18 protein-coding genes and 1 other RNA gene are annotated in these 22,811 nt (G+C 28.0%); 1 reads left to right on the forward strand and 18 read right to left on the reverse strand.

The window, feature by feature from the left end; genetic code table 4:
* Window positions 1–5 precede the first annotated feature (5 nt).
* From SERIO_RS05895 to SERIO_RS05950, 12 genes are all read right to left on the reverse strand, one after another.
* Window positions 6–3,896, reverse strand: coding sequence for an AAA domain-containing protein (locus tag SERIO_RS05895; protein WP_047791905.1), 3,891 nt, complete (start codon window positions 3,894–3,896; stop codon window positions 6–8).
* A gap of 118 nt (window positions 3,897–4,014) precedes the next feature.
* Window positions 4,015–4,416 (reverse strand): 30S ribosomal protein S9, encoded by a 402-nt coding sequence (rpsI, locus tag SERIO_RS05900; protein WP_047791906.1) that lies wholly within the window; start codon window positions 4,414–4,416, stop codon window positions 4,015–4,017.
* An 11-nt stretch (window positions 4,417–4,427) separates the two neighbouring features.
* Window positions 4,428–4,868 (reverse strand): 50S ribosomal protein L13, encoded by a 441-nt coding sequence (rplM, locus tag SERIO_RS05905; RefSeq protein WP_047791907.1) that lies wholly within the window; start codon window positions 4,866–4,868, stop codon window positions 4,428–4,430.
* 111 nt (window positions 4,869–4,979) lie between these two features.
* Complete coding sequence (locus tag SERIO_RS05910; RefSeq protein ID WP_047791908.1) at window positions 4,980–6,734, reverse strand: hypothetical protein; 1,755 nt, start codon at window positions 6,732–6,734, stop codon at window positions 4,980–4,982.
* Between the two features lie 178 nt (window positions 6,735–6,912).
* Window positions 6,913–8,154, reverse strand: a complete 1,242-nt coding sequence (gene glyA / locus SERIO_RS05915) for a serine hydroxymethyltransferase (protein ID WP_047791909.1) — start codon at window positions 8,152–8,154, stop codon at window positions 6,913–6,915.
* A 65-nt stretch (window positions 8,155–8,219) separates the two neighbouring features.
* Window positions 8,220–9,167: a hypothetical protein gene (locus SERIO_RS05920; protein ID WP_047791910.1), complete on the reverse strand. Its 948-nt coding sequence runs from the start codon at window positions 9,165–9,167 to the stop codon at window positions 8,220–8,222.
* A gap of 335 nt (window positions 9,168–9,502) precedes the next feature.
* Window positions 9,503–10,819 (reverse strand): MATE family efflux transporter, encoded by a 1,317-nt coding sequence (locus SERIO_RS05925; RefSeq protein ID WP_047791911.1) that lies wholly within the window; start codon window positions 10,817–10,819, stop codon window positions 9,503–9,505.
* Window positions 10,820–10,918: 99 nt separating this feature from the next.
* Complete coding sequence (locus SERIO_RS05930; RefSeq protein ID WP_047791912.1) at window positions 10,919–11,155, reverse strand: hypothetical protein; 237 nt, start codon at window positions 11,153–11,155, stop codon at window positions 10,919–10,921.
* A 4-nt stretch (window positions 11,156–11,159) separates the two neighbouring features.
* A complete protein-coding gene (locus SERIO_RS05935; protein ID WP_047791913.1) occupies window positions 11,160–11,501 on the reverse strand; it encodes a hypothetical protein in 342 nt (113 codons plus the stop codon).
* A 63-nt stretch (window positions 11,502–11,564) separates the two neighbouring features.
* Window positions 11,565–13,703: a PTS fructose transporter subunit IIABC gene (locus tag SERIO_RS05940; RefSeq protein ID WP_047792062.1), complete on the reverse strand. Its 2,139-nt coding sequence runs from the start codon at window positions 13,701–13,703 to the stop codon at window positions 11,565–11,567.
* Window positions 13,704–13,860: 157 nt separating this feature from the next.
* On the reverse strand, window positions 13,861–14,844 hold the full coding sequence (locus tag SERIO_RS05945) for a hypothetical protein (protein WP_047791914.1): 984 nt from the start codon (window positions 14,842–14,844) through the stop codon (window positions 13,861–13,863).
* 71 nt (window positions 14,845–14,915) lie between these two features.
* Window positions 14,916–15,578: a uracil-DNA glycosylase gene (locus tag SERIO_RS05950; protein WP_047791915.1), complete on the reverse strand. Its 663-nt coding sequence runs from the start codon at window positions 15,576–15,578 to the stop codon at window positions 14,916–14,918.
* Between the two features lie 75 nt (window positions 15,579–15,653).
* On the opposite strand from SERIO_RS05950, the gene SERIO_RS05955 reads away from it, so the two are divergent.
* Window positions 15,654–16,241 carry an IMPACT family protein gene (locus SERIO_RS05955; protein ID WP_047791916.1) on the forward strand — a complete coding sequence of 196 codons (588 nt, stop codon included), beginning with the start codon at window positions 15,654–15,656 and terminating at the stop codon, window positions 16,239–16,241.
* Here the strand turns inward: SERIO_RS05955 and trmB are convergent.
* From trmB to SERIO_RS05980, 6 genes are all read right to left on the reverse strand, one after another.
* On the reverse strand, window positions 16,213–16,872 hold the full coding sequence (gene trmB / locus SERIO_RS05960; RefSeq protein ID WP_047791917.1) for a tRNA (guanosine(46)-N7)-methyltransferase TrmB: 660 nt from the start codon (window positions 16,870–16,872) through the stop codon (window positions 16,213–16,215). The two genes, SERIO_RS05955 and trmB, sit on opposite strands and share 29 nt — an antisense overlap.
* A complete protein-coding gene (locus SERIO_RS05965) occupies window positions 16,856–18,877 on the reverse strand; it encodes an EAL domain-containing protein (protein ID WP_047791918.1) in 2,022 nt (673 codons plus the stop codon). Before SERIO_RS05965 ends, trmB begins: the two co-directional genes overlap by 17 nt.
* 78 nt (window positions 18,878–18,955) lie before the next feature.
* Window positions 18,956–19,378: a transfer-messenger RNA gene (gene ssrA, locus SERIO_RS06420) on the reverse strand.
* Between the two features lie 103 nt (window positions 19,379–19,481).
* Window positions 19,482–21,035 carry a hypothetical protein gene (locus SERIO_RS05970; protein WP_047791919.1) on the reverse strand — a complete coding sequence of 518 codons (1,554 nt, stop codon included), beginning with the start codon at window positions 21,033–21,035 and terminating at the stop codon, window positions 19,482–19,484.
* 49 nt (window positions 21,036–21,084) lie between these two features.
* Window positions 21,085–21,966: a hypothetical protein gene (locus SERIO_RS05975; protein WP_047791920.1), complete on the reverse strand. Its 882-nt coding sequence runs from the start codon at window positions 21,964–21,966 to the stop codon at window positions 21,085–21,087.
* Between the two features lie 100 nt (window positions 21,967–22,066).
* Window positions 22,067–22,807 carry a hypothetical protein gene (locus tag SERIO_RS05980; protein ID WP_148553487.1) on the reverse strand — a complete coding sequence of 247 codons (741 nt, stop codon included), beginning with the start codon at window positions 22,805–22,807 and terminating at the stop codon, window positions 22,067–22,069.
* Window positions 22,808–22,811: the final 4 nt, after the last annotated feature.

Below are 22,811 nucleotides of genomic sequence, written 5' to 3' on the forward strand. Positions count from 1 at the left end.
TTCTGTTAATCTAAGATGTCATTCGCGTTGAAAACTGTTCCATATTCATCAATGATTTTGATAATTTCATAGTATGCTTTTACCATTTTGGTAATTTCAGGATTTGCAATGGTTGGGATTTCCACTTCAATATGAGCAAAGAAATTAATGGCTCCAATAATTACTAACATATTTTTTGCCCGCGAAAAAGCAACATTTAACCGCTCATATTTTTTAATAAATTCTTTATTCGCTTTTTCTTGGTTTTTCGGATTACGAACAGTATTAACAATCACAATTTCGGTTTCGCGCCCTTGGTAATCATCAACTGTTGAAACCTCAACAATAATATTTTTAAATTTTAAATTACTAATTGCACGACGTAATTTTTTAACATGGAGACCATAAAAACTAATAACAGCTACTTTAGGTTTTTTAGCTAACTTTATTTCTTGGTTATTATAGCCTTCTTCAATTAATAATAAAGTTTTTACGGTTAGTTCAATTTCTAACCAATTGAATAAACTAGTACTTCCTGATTCACCTTGTTCGTAAACTATGTTAGTATTAGTTGCATCTTTTGTTGAATCAATTCAATACACTGCTTTGCGCGGTTCAAAAATAGTTAACCCTTTTTTATTGTTAACTTTAATATAATGTTGTTTTAAATTATTTTGATTTTCGGAGTCACCTAATTGTAATTGATTTTCATAAAAGACATTGACCACTCGCATAATATCCTCATGACTACGATATTGTTTTGTTAAAATTCCTTTTACAGAATCATCACACTTAGCAACTAATTTTTTAAACATTGAATTAGTTAATAACTCATTAAAATCATGATAACTATAATGTTCTTGATAAACAGTATTTATTTTTGCAATGTCTTCTTCACGATAAGGCATAATTGGAGGTAACTGGCGATAGTCGCCAACTAAGACAACTGCCTTACCATACACTAAGGGCATAAAAACTTCCATCGGGGTTAACTTACTTACTTCATCAATAATTACAACATCAAATGCAAATTTTTTAATATCAATATCACTAATATTATAATCTTGTAAAACTTTATTTTTACTTTGGGCATAAGATTGGTTAGCCGTTGCTGTCATTGCAACCACATTAACATTATTTTGCAAAAATTGGTTAGCATATGAAACTGTGTCTCGTTCCATAAAAGAAGTAAATTTGTTACTGTTAATATTTTCCTGATCTAAAAACTCGCCAATTCGATAATTATTATCTAAAAAATTAATTAAATTATTCACAAAATTATTTTTTTGATTTTTTTCATTAACAATATTTTTAATGTTAAGATCAATTTCATTAATTGCTTGGTCAATGTCACTAATAGTTGCTGCAATGTCTTTAATAGTTAACTGCATATTAAAAATATTGTTAATACTTTGCACTAGATTTTCAATTTCAATTTTTAAACCTACCACTTTTTGGTCTAATACTTTAACTTCATCAGCTAAATAAGAAATCTCCTGATCATATTGAGCAATTGTAGTACCATTATTTGATTCTTGTAAATTATGCAAGCGGTTTTCATAAATTACTTTTAGCATTTCTAAATCATTTTGAAAAGCACTAATTGCATATTCATATTGTGTGATATCAACTTCTTGTTTATGATCAACTGCCTTTAAATCATTTAGTTCTTGGTATACTGTCGTAAATTTAACTAGTCAATCATCATCGCGATTTTCTTTGTTAATATTTTTTAACTCAAAAAGTTCTTGCTCTTTAATTGTAATTAATTTATTATTACTATTTGTAGTTTGAATGATTTTTTGATATGTGCTCTGAATTGAAAATGAAGAATCAAATTCCGTTCCTAGTTTCTCCTGGATAATTACACCAAAATGTTTTTTAAATAATTCACCAACTTCTGAATTTGGATTAATAACTCCTGACCAGTTATAATCATTTAACATCTCAAAAATATTATTGATATTATTTATTTCAATAATAAGTTTCTTATTTTTATTTTTTGTAATTAATTCATTATTAATTATGTCGTCCCTTAATTTTGTTAATTCTGCTAACTTAACTTTTAATTTCTCGGCTTCAGCAATTTCTTGTGTTAACATTTTGGCATTTGTTTTTAATTTTTGTAATTCTAATTTTTGATTTTCATAATCATAATCAAGCGCATTTCATTTTGCTAGATACTTTTGTAATAAATGAGTATAAATAAAACGATAGTGGTTAAAAATTAATTTATCCGGATTAAAATCAGTAAATTTATTTTTCTTACGAACTTCTTCTCCCGTTAGCCGGAGCGGAGCAATTTGGGGTGTTTTATACAATCGCATTAAAACATTATCAATAGCAGTATGGTTTTGTGAGGATACTAATATTTTTTTTCCTAACATTGCATATTGATAAACTAATTCCGCAATAAATTCAGTTTTTCCAGTTCCCGGTGGACCTTGTAATAAAAAGATATCTTGGGAATTTAGGGTTTTAACAATTGCTAATTTTTGTTCTTCATTTAAATTATTCGAAGCAAAAGTTAAATCATTAATTGTTAATAAATGATTTTGATTTTTAATTTTAACATCTTCAATATTAAAAATATAATTAATTAGATAAGGATTAGCCACATCATTTTTACTAATTTTTTCTAAAATTACAGAACTCCGGCGAATTAATGTTGAGTCACCTTTCCCAACATATGTTAAATAACCATACTGGGGAAATTGGTTATTGAGTTCCGGGAGCGATAATTCTTCTTCGTTTTGTAATTCATAATATGCATTAATTGGCTGATAATCTTTTAAATGCGTTTTTAATAATTGAGAAATTTCCTGCTGTTCACCATTTGGTTTATCAATATTATTTTCATTAAGATAAATATTTCATAATTTTTCTAAAATAAGTGCAGGAGTTAAACTATCATTAATATGTTGCGTTGTATTGATATTAAAACCTAAATCAATAATATCATTTGAATCTTGGGCAAAACTATCATTATAACTAAATTCCATCAAAGTTAATGGGTTGTCTTTTTTATAAGAACGGTTTAAATTGAGCGGAGCGACACTTAAATTTTGTAATGATTTTAAACAACGATATTTTTCTTGATCAGCGACAAACAAGGTTAAATTTGCAATAATAATTTCTTCATAATTATTTGGGTTTAATTTAATATTATTTTTTATAAAAATATTTTTTGGAACATATCAAAAGTTATTAGCACTAAACTTTGCATCATGGTATTTTTCAAAATTAGGCACTGTTTTGGGAATCTTAACATATTCCATTAATTTACTATCAAGATATAGACAAGAATTACTTCGCTTATATTCTAAATCTTGGGTCTGAAATTGTAAATATTGCAACCATTCAGTTTTTTCTTCTTGAAAAGTTGAAATTAAAAATTTCATATTAGCCATTACATTTGAATCAAGAATGGTACGAGTTTTTGCTTCGTTAAGATTAAAATTATCAGCAATTTCTAAGACAACTCCTTCTCCGGGAGTTTCAAAGTCTTGTTTAGTTTTTTCCATCGCAGTTAAAAAAATATTTTTTACATTAATAACTCCAATTTCCGGGTTAATATCTCCTAAAATTGTTAACGATAAATTAGGATCTAATAAATCATCAACAAAAGTAATTGATTTAAAACGTACTAAAATATCAAAGAGTTCTTTTTCACTGCCTTTTTTATCCTTTTTAATTTTAGCTTTATCATTAATTAAACAAATAAAAAAATCAGCAATACAAGTATGCGTTTTAAAAAAATTATATAGTTCATTAACAGTATTAATATTTTTTAAATGTAAGTTTTTAACATCCTCATCGTTAAACTTACTTTTACTGTTGGTAAGAAAGTATCAATTTAATAAAAGATTTTTCCCGTTAAACCGATCACCTTTAATTAAAAACTCATTGTCCACCATACTTCACCTACTTTATGCTCCCACTAATTCATACTTCTTTAATTATACTAAATTATTAAAATATCGCAAAAAATAGAATAAATAAAAAGTACACAAAGTGTACTTTTCTCATAAGCATCTATCTTTTTGAGTATTGTGGTGCTCTTCTAGCTCCTCGTAAACCATATTTTTTACGTTCTTTAATCCGAGCATCGCGAGTTAGCATCCCAGCATGTCTTAAAAGGGTTTTATAATCTTGTGAAGCTTCAATTAAGGCTCTTGCGATCCCTAGTCTAGTAGCTCCTGCTTGTCCAGTAAATCCTCCACCAGAAACTTTAACATTAATATCAAAGTCAGATTTTACTCCTGTAATTTCTAAAGGTTGTTCTAAGTCTTGTACCAAAGTAGCATATGGAAAGAATTCCAAAGCTGGTTTTCCATTCACAATCACATTACCTTTACCAGGAGTTAAAACAACTTGAGCGATTGATGATTTTCGACGCCCAGTTCCACGATATATAACTTCTTGTTTTTTTGCCATATTCGACTCCTTTATTTAGTAGTTAATTCTAACTTTATTGGTTGTTGTGCTTGATGTGGATGGTCATTACCAGCATACACAAATAAATTACGGAATAATTGAGCTCCTAATTTATTCTTTGGTAACATTCCTTTAATTGCATGTTCAACTGGATAAATTGGTTTTTTAACTAACATATCTTTTGCAGCTGTTTTTTTCAACCCTCCAGGATGTTGTGAATGGTGATAATAGATTTTACCTTTTAATTTATTACCTGTTAATGCTATTTTATCAGCATTAATAATAATAACATTATCTCCACAATCAACATGGGGTGTATAAGCTGGTTTATTTTTTCCTTTTAAGATCATCGCAACTTTACTTGCTAATCTCCCTAAAACTAGACCTTGAGCATCAATAACATATCATTTTTTTTCAACTTTCGCTGAATTTAAGATAGTTGTTTGTCTCATTGGCTCTTGCCTCCTTACATCATTCCGTACCAGGGTTTAATGTATAAAGCAAATATATTATATATAAAAACTAGCAGTGATTCAATCAATTCTAGGTAATATCTGATATTTTTATTTATTATTTTCACTATCCGAGATTTGTTCTTTTTCGTTAATTAGTTGTTTTTGACATTCAATTTCTTTAAGTCTGTAAGTAATTTGCTCTTGACGAAAACCGATAAATTGGTTTTTTACGCCCAACGCAGAATAATATTTAATCCGATTTTTATTAATATAAATATCATTGGTAAATTTTTCAATTTTATCTTTACGTAATATTGATCATTTGTCCCATATCTTTGGACTTAATTCTTCTATGTACATTTCTTTTAATTTTATTAATTTTTCTTGCCAATCCACGTCACCAACATAAAAATAATTATTTAAACAATCATTAATTCTATAAAGAAGCCATCAAGCTCCTTCGGTATTATTTCGAAAAAATTTTAAATATGATGAATCATAAATTAATTGGTTAAGGAATTTATTATCTCCAAAAGTTGGATCTTCTGATATTCAACTAGAAGACTTCTCTTTTGGATATTTTTCATCTAAAATTTTATACCCTTCTAAAATTTTATCAATTTCTCCTAATAGTAAATGTTCATTTTTAATTTTCAAGTTTCAATTATTATTTCATTTTTTGAATTTTTTAATTGTTAAAGCTTTAATTGTCTTTATATTTAATATTTTTTTCTTGAAATCTGAAAATTCAGATACGCTTGGTGATTCTATTTGGTATAATCCAGGACTTAAGTTATAATCTAGAAATTCTTCAATTAATAATATTTTTTTAAGACAAAAATTGATATCTTGTTGTAAAATATTAACAGTTTTTCTTATTTCTTGATTAGGAAATTCCTGAGGCAAATTAACATAATCTTTACTATCAAACCAAGGAAAGTTTGAATCATGTAAACTTAGCCATATATATTCTAAATTAAATGGCAACATTAGATAATTAAGAACATTTTTTTCAAAATCATCCACTAATTTTTGAATTTCTGTTCATGTTTTTTCTAAATAATTAAATACTATACCTAAATCATTTTTTATATCCAATTCATGAAGTAATATTTTATTTTTTTGCTTTGTTACTCATTGAAAAATATAATTTAATTGTTTAAACATCATTTCTTCTGTTGGTAAATTTAATGGATTATCAAAAGGGTATCCTATAAAATCATCATTTTTATCATCATAGTATTTTCTTAAAAATTCTTTAACTTCTGATAAAATACTACTAGGTTTATTAATTGAATAATGATACTTTTTAATATTTTCATTCATTATGTGAATGTTTTTCTCTGAAATTGTTAGCATTTTACCAATTGTAGTTTTAATTTTGATTTCCTTTTCACCATTTAAACCAATCAATTTATTAAATTGGTTTTTTAAATTAGAATAATAGTTTGTAAAAAATAAATATGAATCTTGATAATCCACCACAAGGGCTCGTAATTGTCCAACTTCATTTTCTTTACTAGTAATACTATCCCATAAATTACTCAAATTATTGCGAATTTTATACATTTTTTTAATATCTGTCAAATTTAAAATGCTTAAAATATCTTTAACTGACATTTTTTTAAAAAAATAATCTAAACAAACCGCCATTCTTTTCTGAACAATTATAAAATGCTCATTTTGTTGATTAAAATTAAGTCATAGAGTTTCTTTATTTTTTAATCATTGACTTGTAAACTTACTCATCTTATCTTTTAAATCAGCAAATTTAATATTTATTTTTATTAATTCATCGTATTTTTGATTAAAATCATTTCATAATGTTAGTAATTTTTCATCATCGTATAATATTTCTTCCATAATTTGTTTCCTTTTATTTTTAATTAAAAAATATAAAAAGTGCCAAAAATATTTTTGGCACTTTCCGTACTCAACTAACTATGTCTTAATTATAACCGCTATTAAACTATAATGTTCATATTACTAATAATAAATAATAAACTTTTTTTCATTCTTAAAAAATTAATTAAGCATTCATTTAGTATTTAATATCTTGATAAATTGGGAATCTTGCTAATAAATCACGAACTTTGGTTTGGTTAAGAACTAGATTGTGGTCACTATAATTTGTTAATACACTAATAATAATTTTACCTAGTTCTAAGAATTCTTGCTCTTTAAAGCCTCTGGTTGTCATCGCGGGAGTTCCTAACCGAATGCCACTAGTAACTACTGGAGTTTCTTGGTCAAAGGGAATCATATTTTTATTAGAAATAATTCCAATTTTTTGTAGAATTTCTTCGGCTTGGGCACCAGTTAAATTAAAACTAGTTCTAACATCAATCATTAGTAAATGATTATCAGTTCCGTTAGAAATTACTTTGCAATTATTATCAATAAATACTTGGGCTAAAGTTTTGGCATTATTAATTATTTGTTGTTGGTAGATTTTAAAATCAGGTTCTAGGGCTTCTAAAAAAGATTGGGCCTTGCCCGCGATCACATGTTCTAGTGGTCCACCTTGATTACCAGGAAAAACAGCACTATTAATTTTTTTAGCTCATTGTTCCTTGCAAAGAATTAATCCCCCTCGTGGTCCACGTAAAGTTTTATGGGTCGTAGAAGTAACAACATCCGCATACGGAATAGGACTAGGATGTAATCCAGCAGCAATTAAACCAGCAATGTGGGCAATATCAACCATAAAATAAGCTCCTACTTTATCAGCAATTTCTTTAAACCGTTTAAAATTAATTTCACGAGAATAAGCACTTGCTCCCGCCACTATTAATTTTGGTTTTAAATCAAGTGCTTGTTTTTCAATTGCATCATAATCTAACATTTCGGTTTCTGGATTAACTCCATAGCCATGAAAATTATATAATTTACCCGAAAAATTAACTTTGTGACCATGTGTTAAGTGACCACCTGCTGATAAATCCATTGCTAATACAGAATCACCTGGGTTTAATAAAGCGAAATAAGCGGCGGCGTTAGCTTGGCTTCCAGAATGCGGTTGTACATTCGCATGGTCGGCCCCAAAAATTTTCTTAATTGTGTCAATTGCTAATTGTTCAATTTCATCAATATATTCGCATCCCCCATAATATCTTTTATGTGGATAACCTTCACAATATTTATTAGTCAACACTGAGCCAACTGTTGCTAAAACAGCCTCGGAAACATAATTTTCGGAAGCAATTAATTCGACATGATCTTGCTGACGTTTTAATTCTAAATTCATTAAGTTTTTAATCTTGGGATTTATTATTTTAGTCATTTCACACCTCTTTCTCTTTTCTAATATTGTAAATTAAAAAAGAAAAAATAGTAAAGATTTATTTACTATTTTGTAGAATTATTTAATCCATTTGGAAAACAACGGAAAATACTAACTACGCCAGTAATTCCAAGGATTCCAATAATAGGAGTTAAAATTATTAAAAAGATAGTTCCAATCCGGGTTTGATAGAATGCTTTGGCATAGTTTAAATGGTAAAAGTTAACTGGAGTTGTTGATGTCAAACGGGTTTTTTCTTCTGCAGTTAACTTAATTGTATGGCCTTTGTCATCTAGTTTCGGAATTAACTTCCCATTTGTATCAACTTTAGCGTGAACTAAAATTATTGCAAATTCACCTAAATATTGGTTAAAAGTATCTGATTTTTCTTGAGCTTTAACAGCATCCCAATATGCAATTCCCTGATAATCACTAGCTTGTCAAAGTTGAATTTTGCCATCAACCACTCGACAAGTTCCCTTTTTTACCAACGCTTCTTCACATTTTAATTCTTTTTGACTTCCTTTAGCATTATAAGGAAAGAAATTTGAATGAGTTATTCACTGAAACTTTTGTGATAAATCTCATTTTCCAGTCCCTAAATAAAAATCTGTTTGTTGATAATTAGGGGCTAATAAGTTGCTAATTGCTTGGTGCTCTCCCAACCAAGCTAGTCCACTCTCATAAAAAGCAGATGGTCCTAAATCTAGGGAAGAATAACTTTCATCTAATAATAAATCTGTCGCCACCGTATTGGGATCATCATAATATGTCCCAGTCGCCGGATTAATCCCAATTTTATTTTTTAGAGCAAACTGACTTATTATATCAGTATCAACAGTATATTTACCTTTTGGTAAAATTTCATCAATATAGTCTTTAATACTATAAGCAAAATTACGAGATTGCATCCCTAATCCATAAGCAGATAGTCCTAAACCTAATCCTAAAATTATTAAAAATAATATTATTGTTCATGATAAAATAAAATATTTAAATCTCCGTTTCAACATTTAGTTATTTCCTTTCTTCTAAACAACAAAAAAGTATTATTTATTTAATAAATAATACTTTTAACAAAATTTATTTTAAAAAATTCATAATTTCGACATTAAAATAATAGTTAACAAACTATGTTAATTTTAAAATTGAATTTTTCCTAACCGTGCTTACTTTTGCATTCAATAAATTCTATTAAAGTACTCTTGTGTTTTTATGGCATTAATTTTTATTCTGAGTTTATTAATTTAAAATACTGTCAATATAGTTCTATTTAATCTCTCACTTTTATAAATAAAACTATTTTAATTAAAACATAAGATAAATATAAAAGCAATTAAAGAAAACCCTATAATTTTTTCGCATATTTATATCAAGTTCGTTTCACTCATCGTCGTGCATAAATTAATGAGCGGGTAATTGGATCACCAGTTGTTCCTAAATAGATTAATATTAATCCTAAAGTACCAGTTACTTTAAAACCACTAATGATCATAAAAGCAAAGGCATCTTGTCAAATAAACATTGAAAAAATTGAAACAATTAAGGGAAATCACACATCATTGGCGGCTCAGAGCGCTCGTAAAATTGTTAAATTAACCGTGTCACAAGTCATTTTAAAAACAAGAATTAAAAATAAATAATACCCACAACTATTGATTAAGGTTGTTGGCATATTAAAAATTTTTAATAAAGGATAAGTTAAAGCCAGAATAATTAAACTGCCAACAAAAGAAACATAGGTGGCAAATTTTCAACATTGAATCCCGTATTGATAAGCTCCTTCTTTATCATCTTCACCAATTTTATTAGCAACTAAAACAGAACAAACTGTTGCTAACGCCTGGGTAAAAACAGTGGCATACTGAATAACAGTGCTCACCGCTCGGTTAAGACTTAATAATTCATCCCCCAGTTTAGCAATTGCCATTTGATTAATTAAATTAGCAACATTTCAAATCCCCATTTCTGCGGCAATCGGAACCCCTAAAAAAACAGTTTCTTTAATAAATTTTAAATTAATCTTTTGAAAAAAATGATGACCATTATGATAATTAATATATTTTAAGTTAAAACCTAACATATAAAATAATTGAAAAACTCCAGCAATCACAATAGTAAATGCTGTATATAAAATATTAATTTTAAAAACAAATAACATTAAAGTAACAATAATAATATCAATAATATTAGAAATAATCGCACCAATCATGACATGACGATTATGTTTACAAGCTTGTAGACCACTAATGAAAACCTGAGTAATACTCATAACGATCATTCTTAATAATAAAAACCGATAATACTGAATTGCAAATTGGAGCTCATTAATGTTAGTACCCGGAATATTAGCATCCTGAGCACTTAAAGCAGATAATAAAAACGGAGCAATCATAAACATAATAAATGCTAAACAAGTACAAATTAAAAAGTTAACGACCAAGCCTGACACAATTACATCTGATAATTCATTTTCCCGTTGCTGGCCAATTAAATTACCACAAACAATTAAGGTTCCCGAGGCAATTAAACTGGGGGTAAATTGCAAAAAGATTGGAAATGTTAACTTCCAAATAAGTTTGGCATCTTTAATTTTTAATTTGGCAAAAAAAAGATTTTTGTCTTTCCCTGACAATTTTGGTTCTTGTTGTTCAAACGCATTCACAATCTATAAATCCTACTCTAATAATTACTAAGAATATTTTATCTTTTTTCTAAAAAATTAATAGGAAATCACCTTAATTTTCAACAAAAAAAATAAAAATTAAGTAACTGATTGGATTAAATATATCAACGCGGCTAAGGCAATCGCAGCTGATAAACAAGCAAAAAATAATCACAAATTACGCTTAATGCGATTCGCTAAACTTAAATTACTTTCCGCAACAAAACCAGCATTAATCCGTTTGTTTTTAGAATAAATATGGAAAATTGTACAAACTACCCCAATAATTGTAAAAACAATTAAAATAATTAACGATATCAAAACTTCTAGTTTCATGCAGTTACGCTCCTTGGTTTTTCCCCTCAATTGCTGCTTTAATTTCACCAGCATACACTAATTCGTCTTTCCATTTAATATTAACACTATTATTTAATAATACAATTTTAGTTTGTTCAGTTTCTGGAATTTCATCTGTTAGGACAAAATAAAGATAACCACTTTGAAATAATTTTGGTTTTTGAATAATAATTTCTTTAATATAACTTATTTTAATTTTAACATCCCGTTTTTTATGTAGTCCAAAAGTAACAACGCCCCGGTTTTTAATAACAAGGGTATCATCTTCAATATTAACAAACGCTTTCCCATATTCACTTTCAAATCATCAATGTCACTTTTTCATTTAAACCAGTCCTTTATTTAATAAAAATAGCAAGTATTTTAAATACTTGCTATTTAATTATTGTTATTTTTGAATACTATTTTTTTCTTTATGTAATTTTCCAAAAATAGCAAGTACGGTTTTTTTGTATAAACCTTCTTTTTGCAATAGTAATGAAGTATATATTAATGATTGTACTACAGTTCCGATTAACATTGCAATAATGTATCAAAGAATTCCAATATAGTTACCCGAAGTATCAGTTACCCCGCCAAATAGGGCAATAATGAATGAACCTCATGCTCCAACGTGTTCAGCAACATTGAAGGCAAAGGCTAACGCTCCGGCAACAGCTGAACCAACAACATTTGCAACAATTGTTCGTCATGTATCACGAGCTGCAAACGGAATTGCTGATTCTGAAATTCCCATAAATCCTAATAGTCAAGCATTTCAACCTAATGATTTTTCTTGTGCGGTAAATAATTTTCTTCCCAAAACAGTTGATGTTAATGCACATCCTAATGGGGCGATTGGGATCGCGGCAGCAACTGGCCCCATTAAACGACCATGGTCTTGCACCATCATTGAAGTTGCTACTAACACCGCAATTTTATTGATTGGTCCTCCCATGTCAAAACCAACCATGGCTCCTAAGATTAAACCAACTAAGAATCAAATGTTAGGGTGAATTCCCATTCAACTTAAACCATAATCTAAACCACCCATGACATATCCAAAGGGAGCAGCTAATAAGAATGCTGTTGGAATTGCCACGATTGCAGTACAGAATAATGGAATAATAATAATTGGCATAATTGGTGCTAATCATTTTGGCACTTTTCATGAATTAACATATTTTACTAAGTATCCACAAATTAATCCAGCATAGATGGCCCCAAATAATGTTCATGAGTTATTAGCGTTTCCTTGGAATGGTTGATGAGCGTCAATAACTCCTCCATTCAAGTTTAACGCCCCGTTAAAGTCTCACCATAATCCTGATCCAGGATTAACTAACATATAAGTGACAATCATTGCTGGGGCAATTCCTGGTCTTCCCGCAATTGAGAAGGCAATATAACCTCCCATAATTGGGATCATTAAACCAAAACCAATATTCGCAATATTGTTAATAATCATTAACACATGCGCCATTTGTAATAAATTAAAGTTTTTTGTTGTTCCCCAATCTGCTAAAGTAATGATGTGACCATCTGCCGCAGTTTGACCAATATTTCATGATGAGCCAAAGCCAAAGCCATCACCATAAGTTCCCTTCGCGATTCCTGACATAATCGCAAAACATAATCCCGAAAACACAACAAACGGAATCATGTAAGAAACCCCACTTAATAAGTGTTTTAAGATGGCTGGTTTCCCCCGTCCAGAGTTAGCAATAAAGTCAGAATTATCATTGCTTTCTCCGTAAATGTAACCTTTTGCTAAAGCATCCTTAATTACTTTTTCGGCATCTTTAACAACGGGGGCAGTTCCACAGGGATAAACTTTTTTCCCAATAAAACGGTCCATATCAATTCCCACATCATTTGCCAAAATAACAACTTCTGCTTCATCAAGCATTTTTTTCGGAATTTCATATTCTAATCCTTTTTGCCCTTGACATTCAATGTGGATATTATATCCCATTTTTGCACCAGCTTGTTCTAGTAGTTCCTTACACATATATGTATGAACAACCCCAGTTGTACAAGCTGAGACCCCCACAATTGTTTTACCAGTTGGGACAACTTTTTTGGTTTGTTTAACATCACTACCCATTAATGTTAAAACTTCTTGTGGTGTTTTGGCATGTTTTAAATTATCCCGAAAACTTTTATCCACTAATTTAACTGAAATTGAACTTAACACATCTAAGTGAAGTTCTGTTGCCTTATCACCAGGAATAATAATTGCGATGGCAATTTTTGTTGGTTTACCATCCATTGATTTTCAATAAACTCCATTTGTCATTCGTAAGAACAAAATTGCTGGTTTTGTAACTTCCGGAATTAAAGCATGTGGAATGGCAAAACCATCTTCAAACCCAGTTGATGATTCACTTTCCCGTTTTGTAAATCCAGCAATCAGAGCTTCAACACTAGTAACATAGCCTAATTTAAAAGCTAATTCTCCCAATTCTTGGAAAGCTTCTTGTTGACTTTTTACCTTTGATTCTAAAACACTATGCGATTTATTAAATAATTTATGATCTATTTCCATTCTGTATTTCTCCTTTCAAGTGAATTATGCGCTTTTTTTTTTTTTTTTGCAATACTTTTTTTGGTTAATTATATTAAATTGGAAAAAAATATATTATTTTTAAATTTTAATATTTACTAATTTTTTTCTTATTTTTAAGCAAATAAAAAAGTAAAACTTATTTTAACATTGGTTTTACTTTAACTTTATCTTGCAAAACTTCATTAGTATCCTTATGAATTAACGGTGAAATTGCCCGGTATGTAATATAAATAATTGCCGAGTTAAAGAGAATTTTAACTGGAGCCATCGCTAAACGGGAGATCATTGTTACTCCATAACCATCAGTTCCCGAATTCTTATTCTGGGACACGGTTAGGAAGGCAATATCTCCCCAGGCGGAGATTAGCGTGGTTACTCAATATTCGTTAATAACAGCTAACATAATAACTGCTACTAAGTCTCAATAGTGTTGTTTATTTTTATCAAAATAACGGTATACAAACATAATAATTCAAATAATTACTAATGAGGCACCCGTTCCAATCGCAATAATATAAACTAAGACATCCTTATTAGTTTTTAAACCAGCAAATAATTCAATTGTATCAACCGGTGAATATCATGTCATTAAACTAGCAAAAGTTCCAAAAACAATAATAAAAATATTAGTTAATAAAAACAAAATTCATTTCCGTTGTCCAACTGCACGGTTTAAAGAAGAAACACAACCAGAAATAAACCCAAACGAAGCAATTACAATAATGTACGCTACATGGACATAAGAAGGGACAAATAACATCACAATCATATCGGTAACTACTCCCGATAATAATCCGACAATTGGGCCAAAAATAAAACCACTAATCTTGACCATTAATCCCTCAAAAGCAATCCTAATCGGTGGAAACACCGTAATTGGCACGGTTACTGAAATTATAATTGTGACAGTTGCTGAAACTGCTGATAGCATTGTGATATAAGCAATATTTTTAGTTGTAAACCGAATCCCATGGTATTTTTTCGGATTAATTAAAAAATACAATCCATTATATACACAATAAACTAAAAAAAGGACTCCGACTACTGCACTAGCAAAGTAAGCCATCTTGTTACTATATAATATTTTTGATATGTCACTAAAACTCGCTAATAAGCTCATAGTCGCCTCTCAATCCTTTATTCTTTATCAATCGCATAATAATCCTGAATAATTCATGTAATTATTATACCTTACATTTTTCAATCAATAGACTTTTTTTTGTTTTTTATTAATAGCTCATTAATTTGTTGAAAAAAATGTTGATCTTTAAATAAGTGATAACTAAATGGTGAAGGATGAGCTCCCTTAATAATATTATCTTTATTTTTGATATATGGAGCAAAACTTTGCGCATAACTACCTCATAAAACATAAATAATGTCATCACGAATTTCATTTAAATAAATTAATAAATTAGTACTAAATTCTAACCAACCAATATCCTTGTGACTTAGCGGTGATTTTTCAACAACCGTACAAATTGTATTGTATAAAAAAACACCTTGTTTTACCCAACCAATTAAATTACCACTTTGAAAATGATCAATATTTAAATCTTTTTGTAATTCTTTAAAAATATTAACCAAACTAGGTGGTAATTTAACACCATCATTAACACTAAAAGATAGTCCATTTGCTTGTCCTTTATTATGATAAGGATCTTGCCCAATGATTACCACTTTAATCTTGCTCGGAGTAATCGTATTAAACAATGCTAAAATATTTTCTTGGGCTGGATAGCACGTTTTAGTTTGGTATTCTTTTTGAATTGTACTAACTAATTTAATAAAATAAGGTTTTTTACTTTCTTGTTCAAAGAATGGTTTTCATTCTGACAAATATTTAAGTCACATTTTATTTCTCCTTATCTGTCTACCTTTATTATATAATTATTATAATCAAAGAAAGTAAAAATAATGAGGTTTCCGATGAATATTATTAAAAACCCTAATATCTTAACATCCCAAACAATTATTAAAAAATCAAAATTTATTTGTTTACTAAAAGCGGTGGATACAGAAGCTAAAGCCCGTGATTTTTTAGCAGCCCATCAGGATCTTAGCGCAACCCATAACTGTTATGTTTATATTATTGGTAAAAATAAGGATATCATCCGCAAAGATGATGATGGTGAACCAACTAATACCGCTAGTAAACCAATGTTAGAAGTATTAAATCATCATAACTTAACAAATATTGTATGCTTAACTATCCGTTATTTTGGCGGAATTAAATTAGGAGCCGGCGGATTAATTAGAGCTTATGCTCATAGTGTTAGTGAAACTCTAAAACAAGCAGCCATTGGTGAATATTACCAACAAATTTCTTTAACAATTAATTTTCACCTTTCAAATAGTAAACTGGTGGATGAAATTTGTCGGAATTATTTAATTACTAATATTAAAAAAAGTTATCATTCTGATAACGTTGAACTAACCGGCATTGTGGATGAAAAGAATAAGGATGAGCTAGCAAAAACCTTAAATCTTAACCAATTATCTTATCACTTTTCTTAGCATATAAATAATTAATATTTTTATTCATTGCTACAAACCGTTTTTCATATTCAGTGGGAATATTATTATTTAAATACTTACTATTATATAAATCATTAGTATAATCAATAATATTTCAGTGATTCTCTTGTAAGGTAGTTAATGAAAAGGCAAACAGATGATCATTATCAGTTTTAAAATGGATTTCACCATTGTTTTGTAAAATATCTTGATATAAAGCTAAAAATGGTTTACTTGTTAAACGCCGATTTTGATGGCGTTTTTTCGGTCACGGATCAGAGAAATTTAAATATATTTTTTGGACCTCATTTTTACCAAATATATCCTTTAATTTAATCGCATCATATGATAATAATTTTAAATTATCTAAATTTTCAGCTACTAGTTTTTTTAAGGCAATAACTAAAACAGACGGATATTTTTCAATACCCACATAATTTTGATCAGGATTAGCCTTTGCTAAATTAATAATAAAATCACCCTTACCAGTTCCAATTTCAATATTTAAGGGTTTGTTATTTTTAAAAACTTCCGAAGTTCAATGCCCCTGGTATTGTTCCGGGTGCAGAATGCAAAATTCAGGATGTTCATTAAGATATTCATTTGCTCATGGTTTATTTCTTAAGCGCATTTTTGTCTCCTTTCGTAAGATTTTTTAATAATAAATAACGGACTTCATTATTAATTGTGGTCTGTGGTTCTTCAAAATAACCAAACAAGTTTCCTAACATATAATTAATCCCAAATTCATTAAGTTTTTTATAAGTTAAATAACTATTTACTTGGGAAGCAACTAAATTAATTCCTAATTTCTTTGCTAATAAAATTAAGTCTTTAATTAATTCTTGATTATGTAAGTGGATAAACATTTCCCGGATGACTTCGGGTGCAATTAACCCAAATTCTGGTTGATAGTAGTATAAACTAGTAACATCTGTATTATCACTTCCTAAATTTTTAACCGCAATACTAATTCCTAACTTGCGGATTAGCGCCAAATTTTTAGTAAATAATTTAGTATTAAAACTTGGTTCTTTTAAATCAAAAGTTAAGATTAAATTCGATGGTTTAATTTTTAATTCAATTAATTTAGTGGCAAATTTTTTTAAGTTAAACATTTCACTGGCAATAAAGTTTGCAGAATAAGATATAAAGACTTTTCGCTCTAGATAATCATCTAATTTTTTAAAATTCTTAATATTTAAAGCAGCATTAAAACGGGATAAAATATGTTGCTCAGTTTTTAAGAAAACATTTTTTAAATCATTATCATAAAATGATTCCAATGTTGACCCATTCACAAGATTGCTAGTATAGTTAAATTCAACTTGGTAGTTTTCTTCAACATTAATAACGGGATAAAATAAACTAATAATTTTTTCAAGATTAGTTGATTCATTTAAAGCTAAAATATTTCTTTTTTGCGTTTTAATCTCACGAATTTCAGCAATATCCGCAAAAATTACTTGGTTTTCATATTCAATATTATTACGATTATCGGCAGTGGTAATATTATACTCTTTTAGCTTTTCCAAATTATTTGATTGAATTCCATAGATTGATGCATAACCTTGTAATTTAATACTAATTTTATAATTATGTAAAGCAAAAGTTGTGTTAACTTTTTGTAAAAGGATTTCAAATTTTTTTAAAACATCATCAGCAGGACGCTGTTTAAACCGGTTATTTTCTAGCAAAGTATTAATTTCTACTTTTAAATTCTTATCAAAAGGTAAAAAAATCCCAAAATGATTTAAACTAGCTTTAAAAAATAAAACATCATCATTTTGTCACTGGTTAAAAACTTGCCGTGCAACAACATCAATAATTTTATTTTTGATATTTCCACTAACAATTTTATCTAGTTTATTAAAATTATTAATTTCAAAGGTAAAGTACACTCCCCGTTGAATTTTTTGGCGGTTAATTAAATCATAAATTGCCTCATGCGCTAATGCTTCACGAATATAAGTTGTCCGATCATATTCAATAATATTTTGTAATTTAATCGCATGTTCATAAATTATTTCAATAATTCATTCAATCCCATAACCAAGATAACTAAAGGCAATTCAAATTAAAACATTTAATTCTTCGACTAAACCCTTGGTAAAAGAATCACTTTGATGGATAGTTAATGTTACAATTGAAACTAGAATAAATGAGATTAAAGTAATTAATGATCACATTGTTCACTGTGTTCATTTTAAATATGATCCAATAATTGTGACAATAATGGCAATAATAAATAGCACAAAATAAATTAAAATACTAGCGGTCCCTGATAATTGGACAAATTCAATATTAGTTGCCGGAATTAAAACAAAATTTCCCAGTAATATAATGGTTAAATATAAAATAATTGAAATTCATGAAATAAAAACACTAATAATTCACCCTAATAAAACAGGTAAATAAATCGTTGCAATATTTTTATCAATATCTTTCACAAAATACGGAATTAAACCTTGGGCAAGAACAACTAAAATTCCAAACAATCCCCCAATAATTAACTTATAATATAAAGCAAACCGCGTAAAATAATTTCGAACCAACCCTCAGGTAAACATATAGATAATAGAAAAAATTCCAATAAAAAATAAGTAAACAAATATTGTATTTAGTATATTACCCATTTTATTACCACCTCAGTTATTTCTAACGTTATTATTATATCAAGAATCTTTTTGAAAAAGGGGTCCAAAATAAAAAAATGGTGGAGATGGCGGGAATTGAACCCGCGTCCACAAACAGTTTCCAATCATCTTCTACAGTTTAGTTTTATCAGTTTTGGTTCATTATAAGATAATAGGATAAAACAACTAACCTTATAACTAGATAATTCTTTTTAAAGATTATAGCATTATCAATTATAATCCCGATTAGATTAAACTTCTTCTACATTAGCTCATTAATAATCTACAATTAATAACACTAACGATTAGCCAAAACTCTAACAGCGAGTACTAAGCGGCTAACATTGCCCCAGCAAATTGATTGTTCATCATAAATGCTGGCATTGCAATTTTGTCTTGTTTTTCTTTTTTGTTTGCGTTTCTTCAAACCTAGAAGCATTATAGTCTGCCAAACTACTGCCGATGAAATTCTACCATTCCTGTCGAAGCCAAGACATCCCCGTACTTATAGTATACTTAAAATTAATTAATTTTTCAAGATGGTTATGATGGTCGTAAATAAAAAGAATTTTTAACTGACAAGTTAAAAATTCTTTTCCAAATATTATTTTAAGATACTATTCAAATCAATATCTAACATTACTGTTGTTGTCATATTATCATTTGTTTCAAAAGAAACTGTTGAATCATTTTTCGATGTTACTTTTAATTTTAAATTTTCAATTTTAAGACGCACATCCTTAACTGCTTCATTTAAAATATCACCAATATTATTTGCAGCCTCTCAGTTTTTACCATCCTTAGTAATTTCAAAAACACTTTTTCCTGATAAAATTGTTAAATTATTATTAGTAATTTCATCATTATTGAAGTCTGGTTGCACTAATAGCTCTGGTATTAATGAATTAACTAATTTAGTTAACGGAATTGAGACTGGAATTGTAGGAATGATGCTTCCTAAATCAATCTTTAAAGAAACATCTTTCGTCAGATCATGGTTGAGAAGTTGGCTAAAAAGATCTTTTCCCATTTTATTAATATTTTTATTCCCTAAATCAATATCACCACGATCTCACTTGATTTGATAGGTTTCTCATCCTCATATTGGTATTTTTATCATGGCAGCTAATTTAAATGGTTCAGTAATCTTTGAGCTTTCACCAGTTGTTGTCTGTCAAGATTGAAATAAATTATGAATAATGCTATCAAGATTAGTAGTTATTGGGTGTTTTACTTGGGAATTAATTTTAGTAAAACCATCATTATTAATATCAGTTGGTTTTTTAAATAGATACTGCATTAGTGACAAAATAAGATTATTGTGGTTTTCAGATTTTTGAGATAGTAAGAAATTATGGAAATGAATTAAATCAGGAGCCAGGGCATTAATAATATCCCCAACATTTCCACTAATTTTAATTTTTACTCGGGAAGCAACTTCAAAAGTTTCATCAAAAGTAATCTTCATAATATTGCCAATGGCAGGAAGTCTAGTTAATTGGTTAGTAAATTCTGTTCATTGTTTTTGATTAGGATCCTCACTTGCAAATGAGTTGGGGATTGTTGTAGGTAATTTGCCAAGGCTAACCAAGCTGGGAATTAATCCCAAAATTGTTTTTAATGACATTTTTGCCCCATTAAAATTTAATTTAAAATCTGTTAATCGCGAAACTGAACCTGGGGTTTTTTCATTAAGGTCTCTTCAAAAGTTTTTAGCATCATTAATTTCTTTAGTTAAAAAATTAACTGTAAAAACTGATTGCTTTGTTTCACGGTCCGCAATTGCCATTCCCTTATGTAAGATCGAAACATCAATACTACCATTATTAACTTCTGTACCCTTCACATTAATTGGCTGGTAAGTTTCATTATCTAAAACAACCTCATAATTTTTATCCATCGGTAACTGGTTAGTAATTATTTGCTTAAGATCTTCTACTTTTAAACTTTGATAATTGGCCGAATTAAATAATAGCGGGCTGTCAACTGTTCATTTTGTAAATTTTTTAATAATTTTGCGATCTTTATCAATAATTGGATTAACCACCGGGTCCTTTTTGGTTTTGTTGCTTGTTGAACCGGGGTTACATGCTAAAATTGTTGAAGCACTACTAGTTGTAATAGTTAATGCCCCTAAGCAGGCTAAAAGTTTTTTCATTGTATATTCCTCCTTATTAATTAAACTTTTATTTAAAAATAAGGAAAAATTAATTTAACATTACCTGAAATCAGCCCTTTTTATAAAGTCATTTTAATTTAAGAGGATTATCAGCTGTAATTGGCGATTCTTTTTTTAAACAACTGTCATTATTAAGAAGCATTAAAACATAAATCAATAATCAGATGTTCTCATCCGTAATCTTTCATCTCTGTAAAAACTCTTGATGATATTGCTCTAATAGCATTTCTCATTTTAGACTATTAACATCAAATAAAACCTGAAAAAGAATCTGAATCCCATCTGTTAAAAAAATTAACTGTATTTTTTGGCGAATAACTAAATAATGGCCTTGTGGTCGATAAGAAATTAGCCACATTATTAATTTTAATATGGACACTTGAAAATATAATCTAATCTTATTATTAAAATTAAATAATACTAACCCGCCAATAACTAAATAAATAATCCCTAAAAACATTCCATCGCGCATAAAAGAAGCAGGTAACTGTAGGATAAAATAAATTATTAATTTATAAATAAAATTAATAATAACAAATAAAATAAAACAGAATAAAAGTAAATAACGTTCCTTGTGATTCCGCACAAATCAATACACCATTGTTGTATATAAAACCGAAATTGCAAAAAATGCTTGAATATTAACTTCCAAATTAAAAATTAAAATAGTATCATAATAGGATAAATGATTAATTAGTAGATATAAAATTAATAAAATTATAAAATGCAATAAATGAAAAACAAAAGGACGGTAGTAGAAATCTTCGCTAATTGTTTCACCATGGCGTTTTTTTGAAATTATTGAAAATAACAAACGAAAATAACCAAAAATATAACTTATTAAAATAATTTTAACTAACAATAAGAAAAATAAAGCATATAAGTTAAAATTAACTAATCCATTAGCCATTTTTTTCAAACCCCTCTTATTTTAGAATTTTGTTTTTTCATATTTTATAAGTTAATTATATCTGTTAAATTAAAAAAATAATAAAAATTTTTTAACAAAATTATCCTTCATAAGGATAATTGATTTGCTTGAAAAGATTAGTAATACTATTAATTGCAATTTTAATTTCTTCAATAAATTTTTTAATGATATCATTATAAAATTTTTGATATTTATTAATAAAATTTCTTAATTTTGGAATAATTAAAATTAACTGATTTAACAAAATTTGTTTTTGATGAAGAAATTTTATTTTTAAGGTTAGTAAAATAATTAAATATGTTTTATTCAAAGAAATATTATGATCTAGGGAATTTGTTGCTCTTGTTTGAGAATTATTTAATAACTCTAATTTATTAATTTCAAGATCTAAATTATTAAGATTATAATTTAAATTTTTGACTAATTGTTGATTTTTATCTAATTTTATTTGTAATTTAAGAACATTTGAAGTATCTTTAAAATAATTTTTTAAATTAAAAGTAAGATATTCCTGTTTAATTTGCCAATATTTATTCGCTAACGCTATTTTTAAGTTTCAATCCTTTGTCGCTTGAATCGCTTTATAAATGTTTGAATTTGTTAATAATATTGCTAACTTATTTTTAGTACTTTTAAAAACATAATATTGCATTTTAATTTGATCTAAATCATATCTTAAATTAATATTAACTTTGCTATTTTTAATATTAATACTTTTATTTAAATTAATTTCTTGTGTTTTTAATTTGTGCAGTTTTAGATCTAATTCCGTTATTTTTTTATAGTGGAAAATATCCAAAATTTTTTCAGATTCCATCATCTTC

Source organism: Spiroplasma eriocheiris (assembly GCF_001029265.1).
Classification (GTDB): domain Bacteria; phylum Bacillota_I; class Bacilli_A; order Mycoplasmatales; family Mycoplasmataceae; genus Spiroplasma; species Spiroplasma eriocheiris.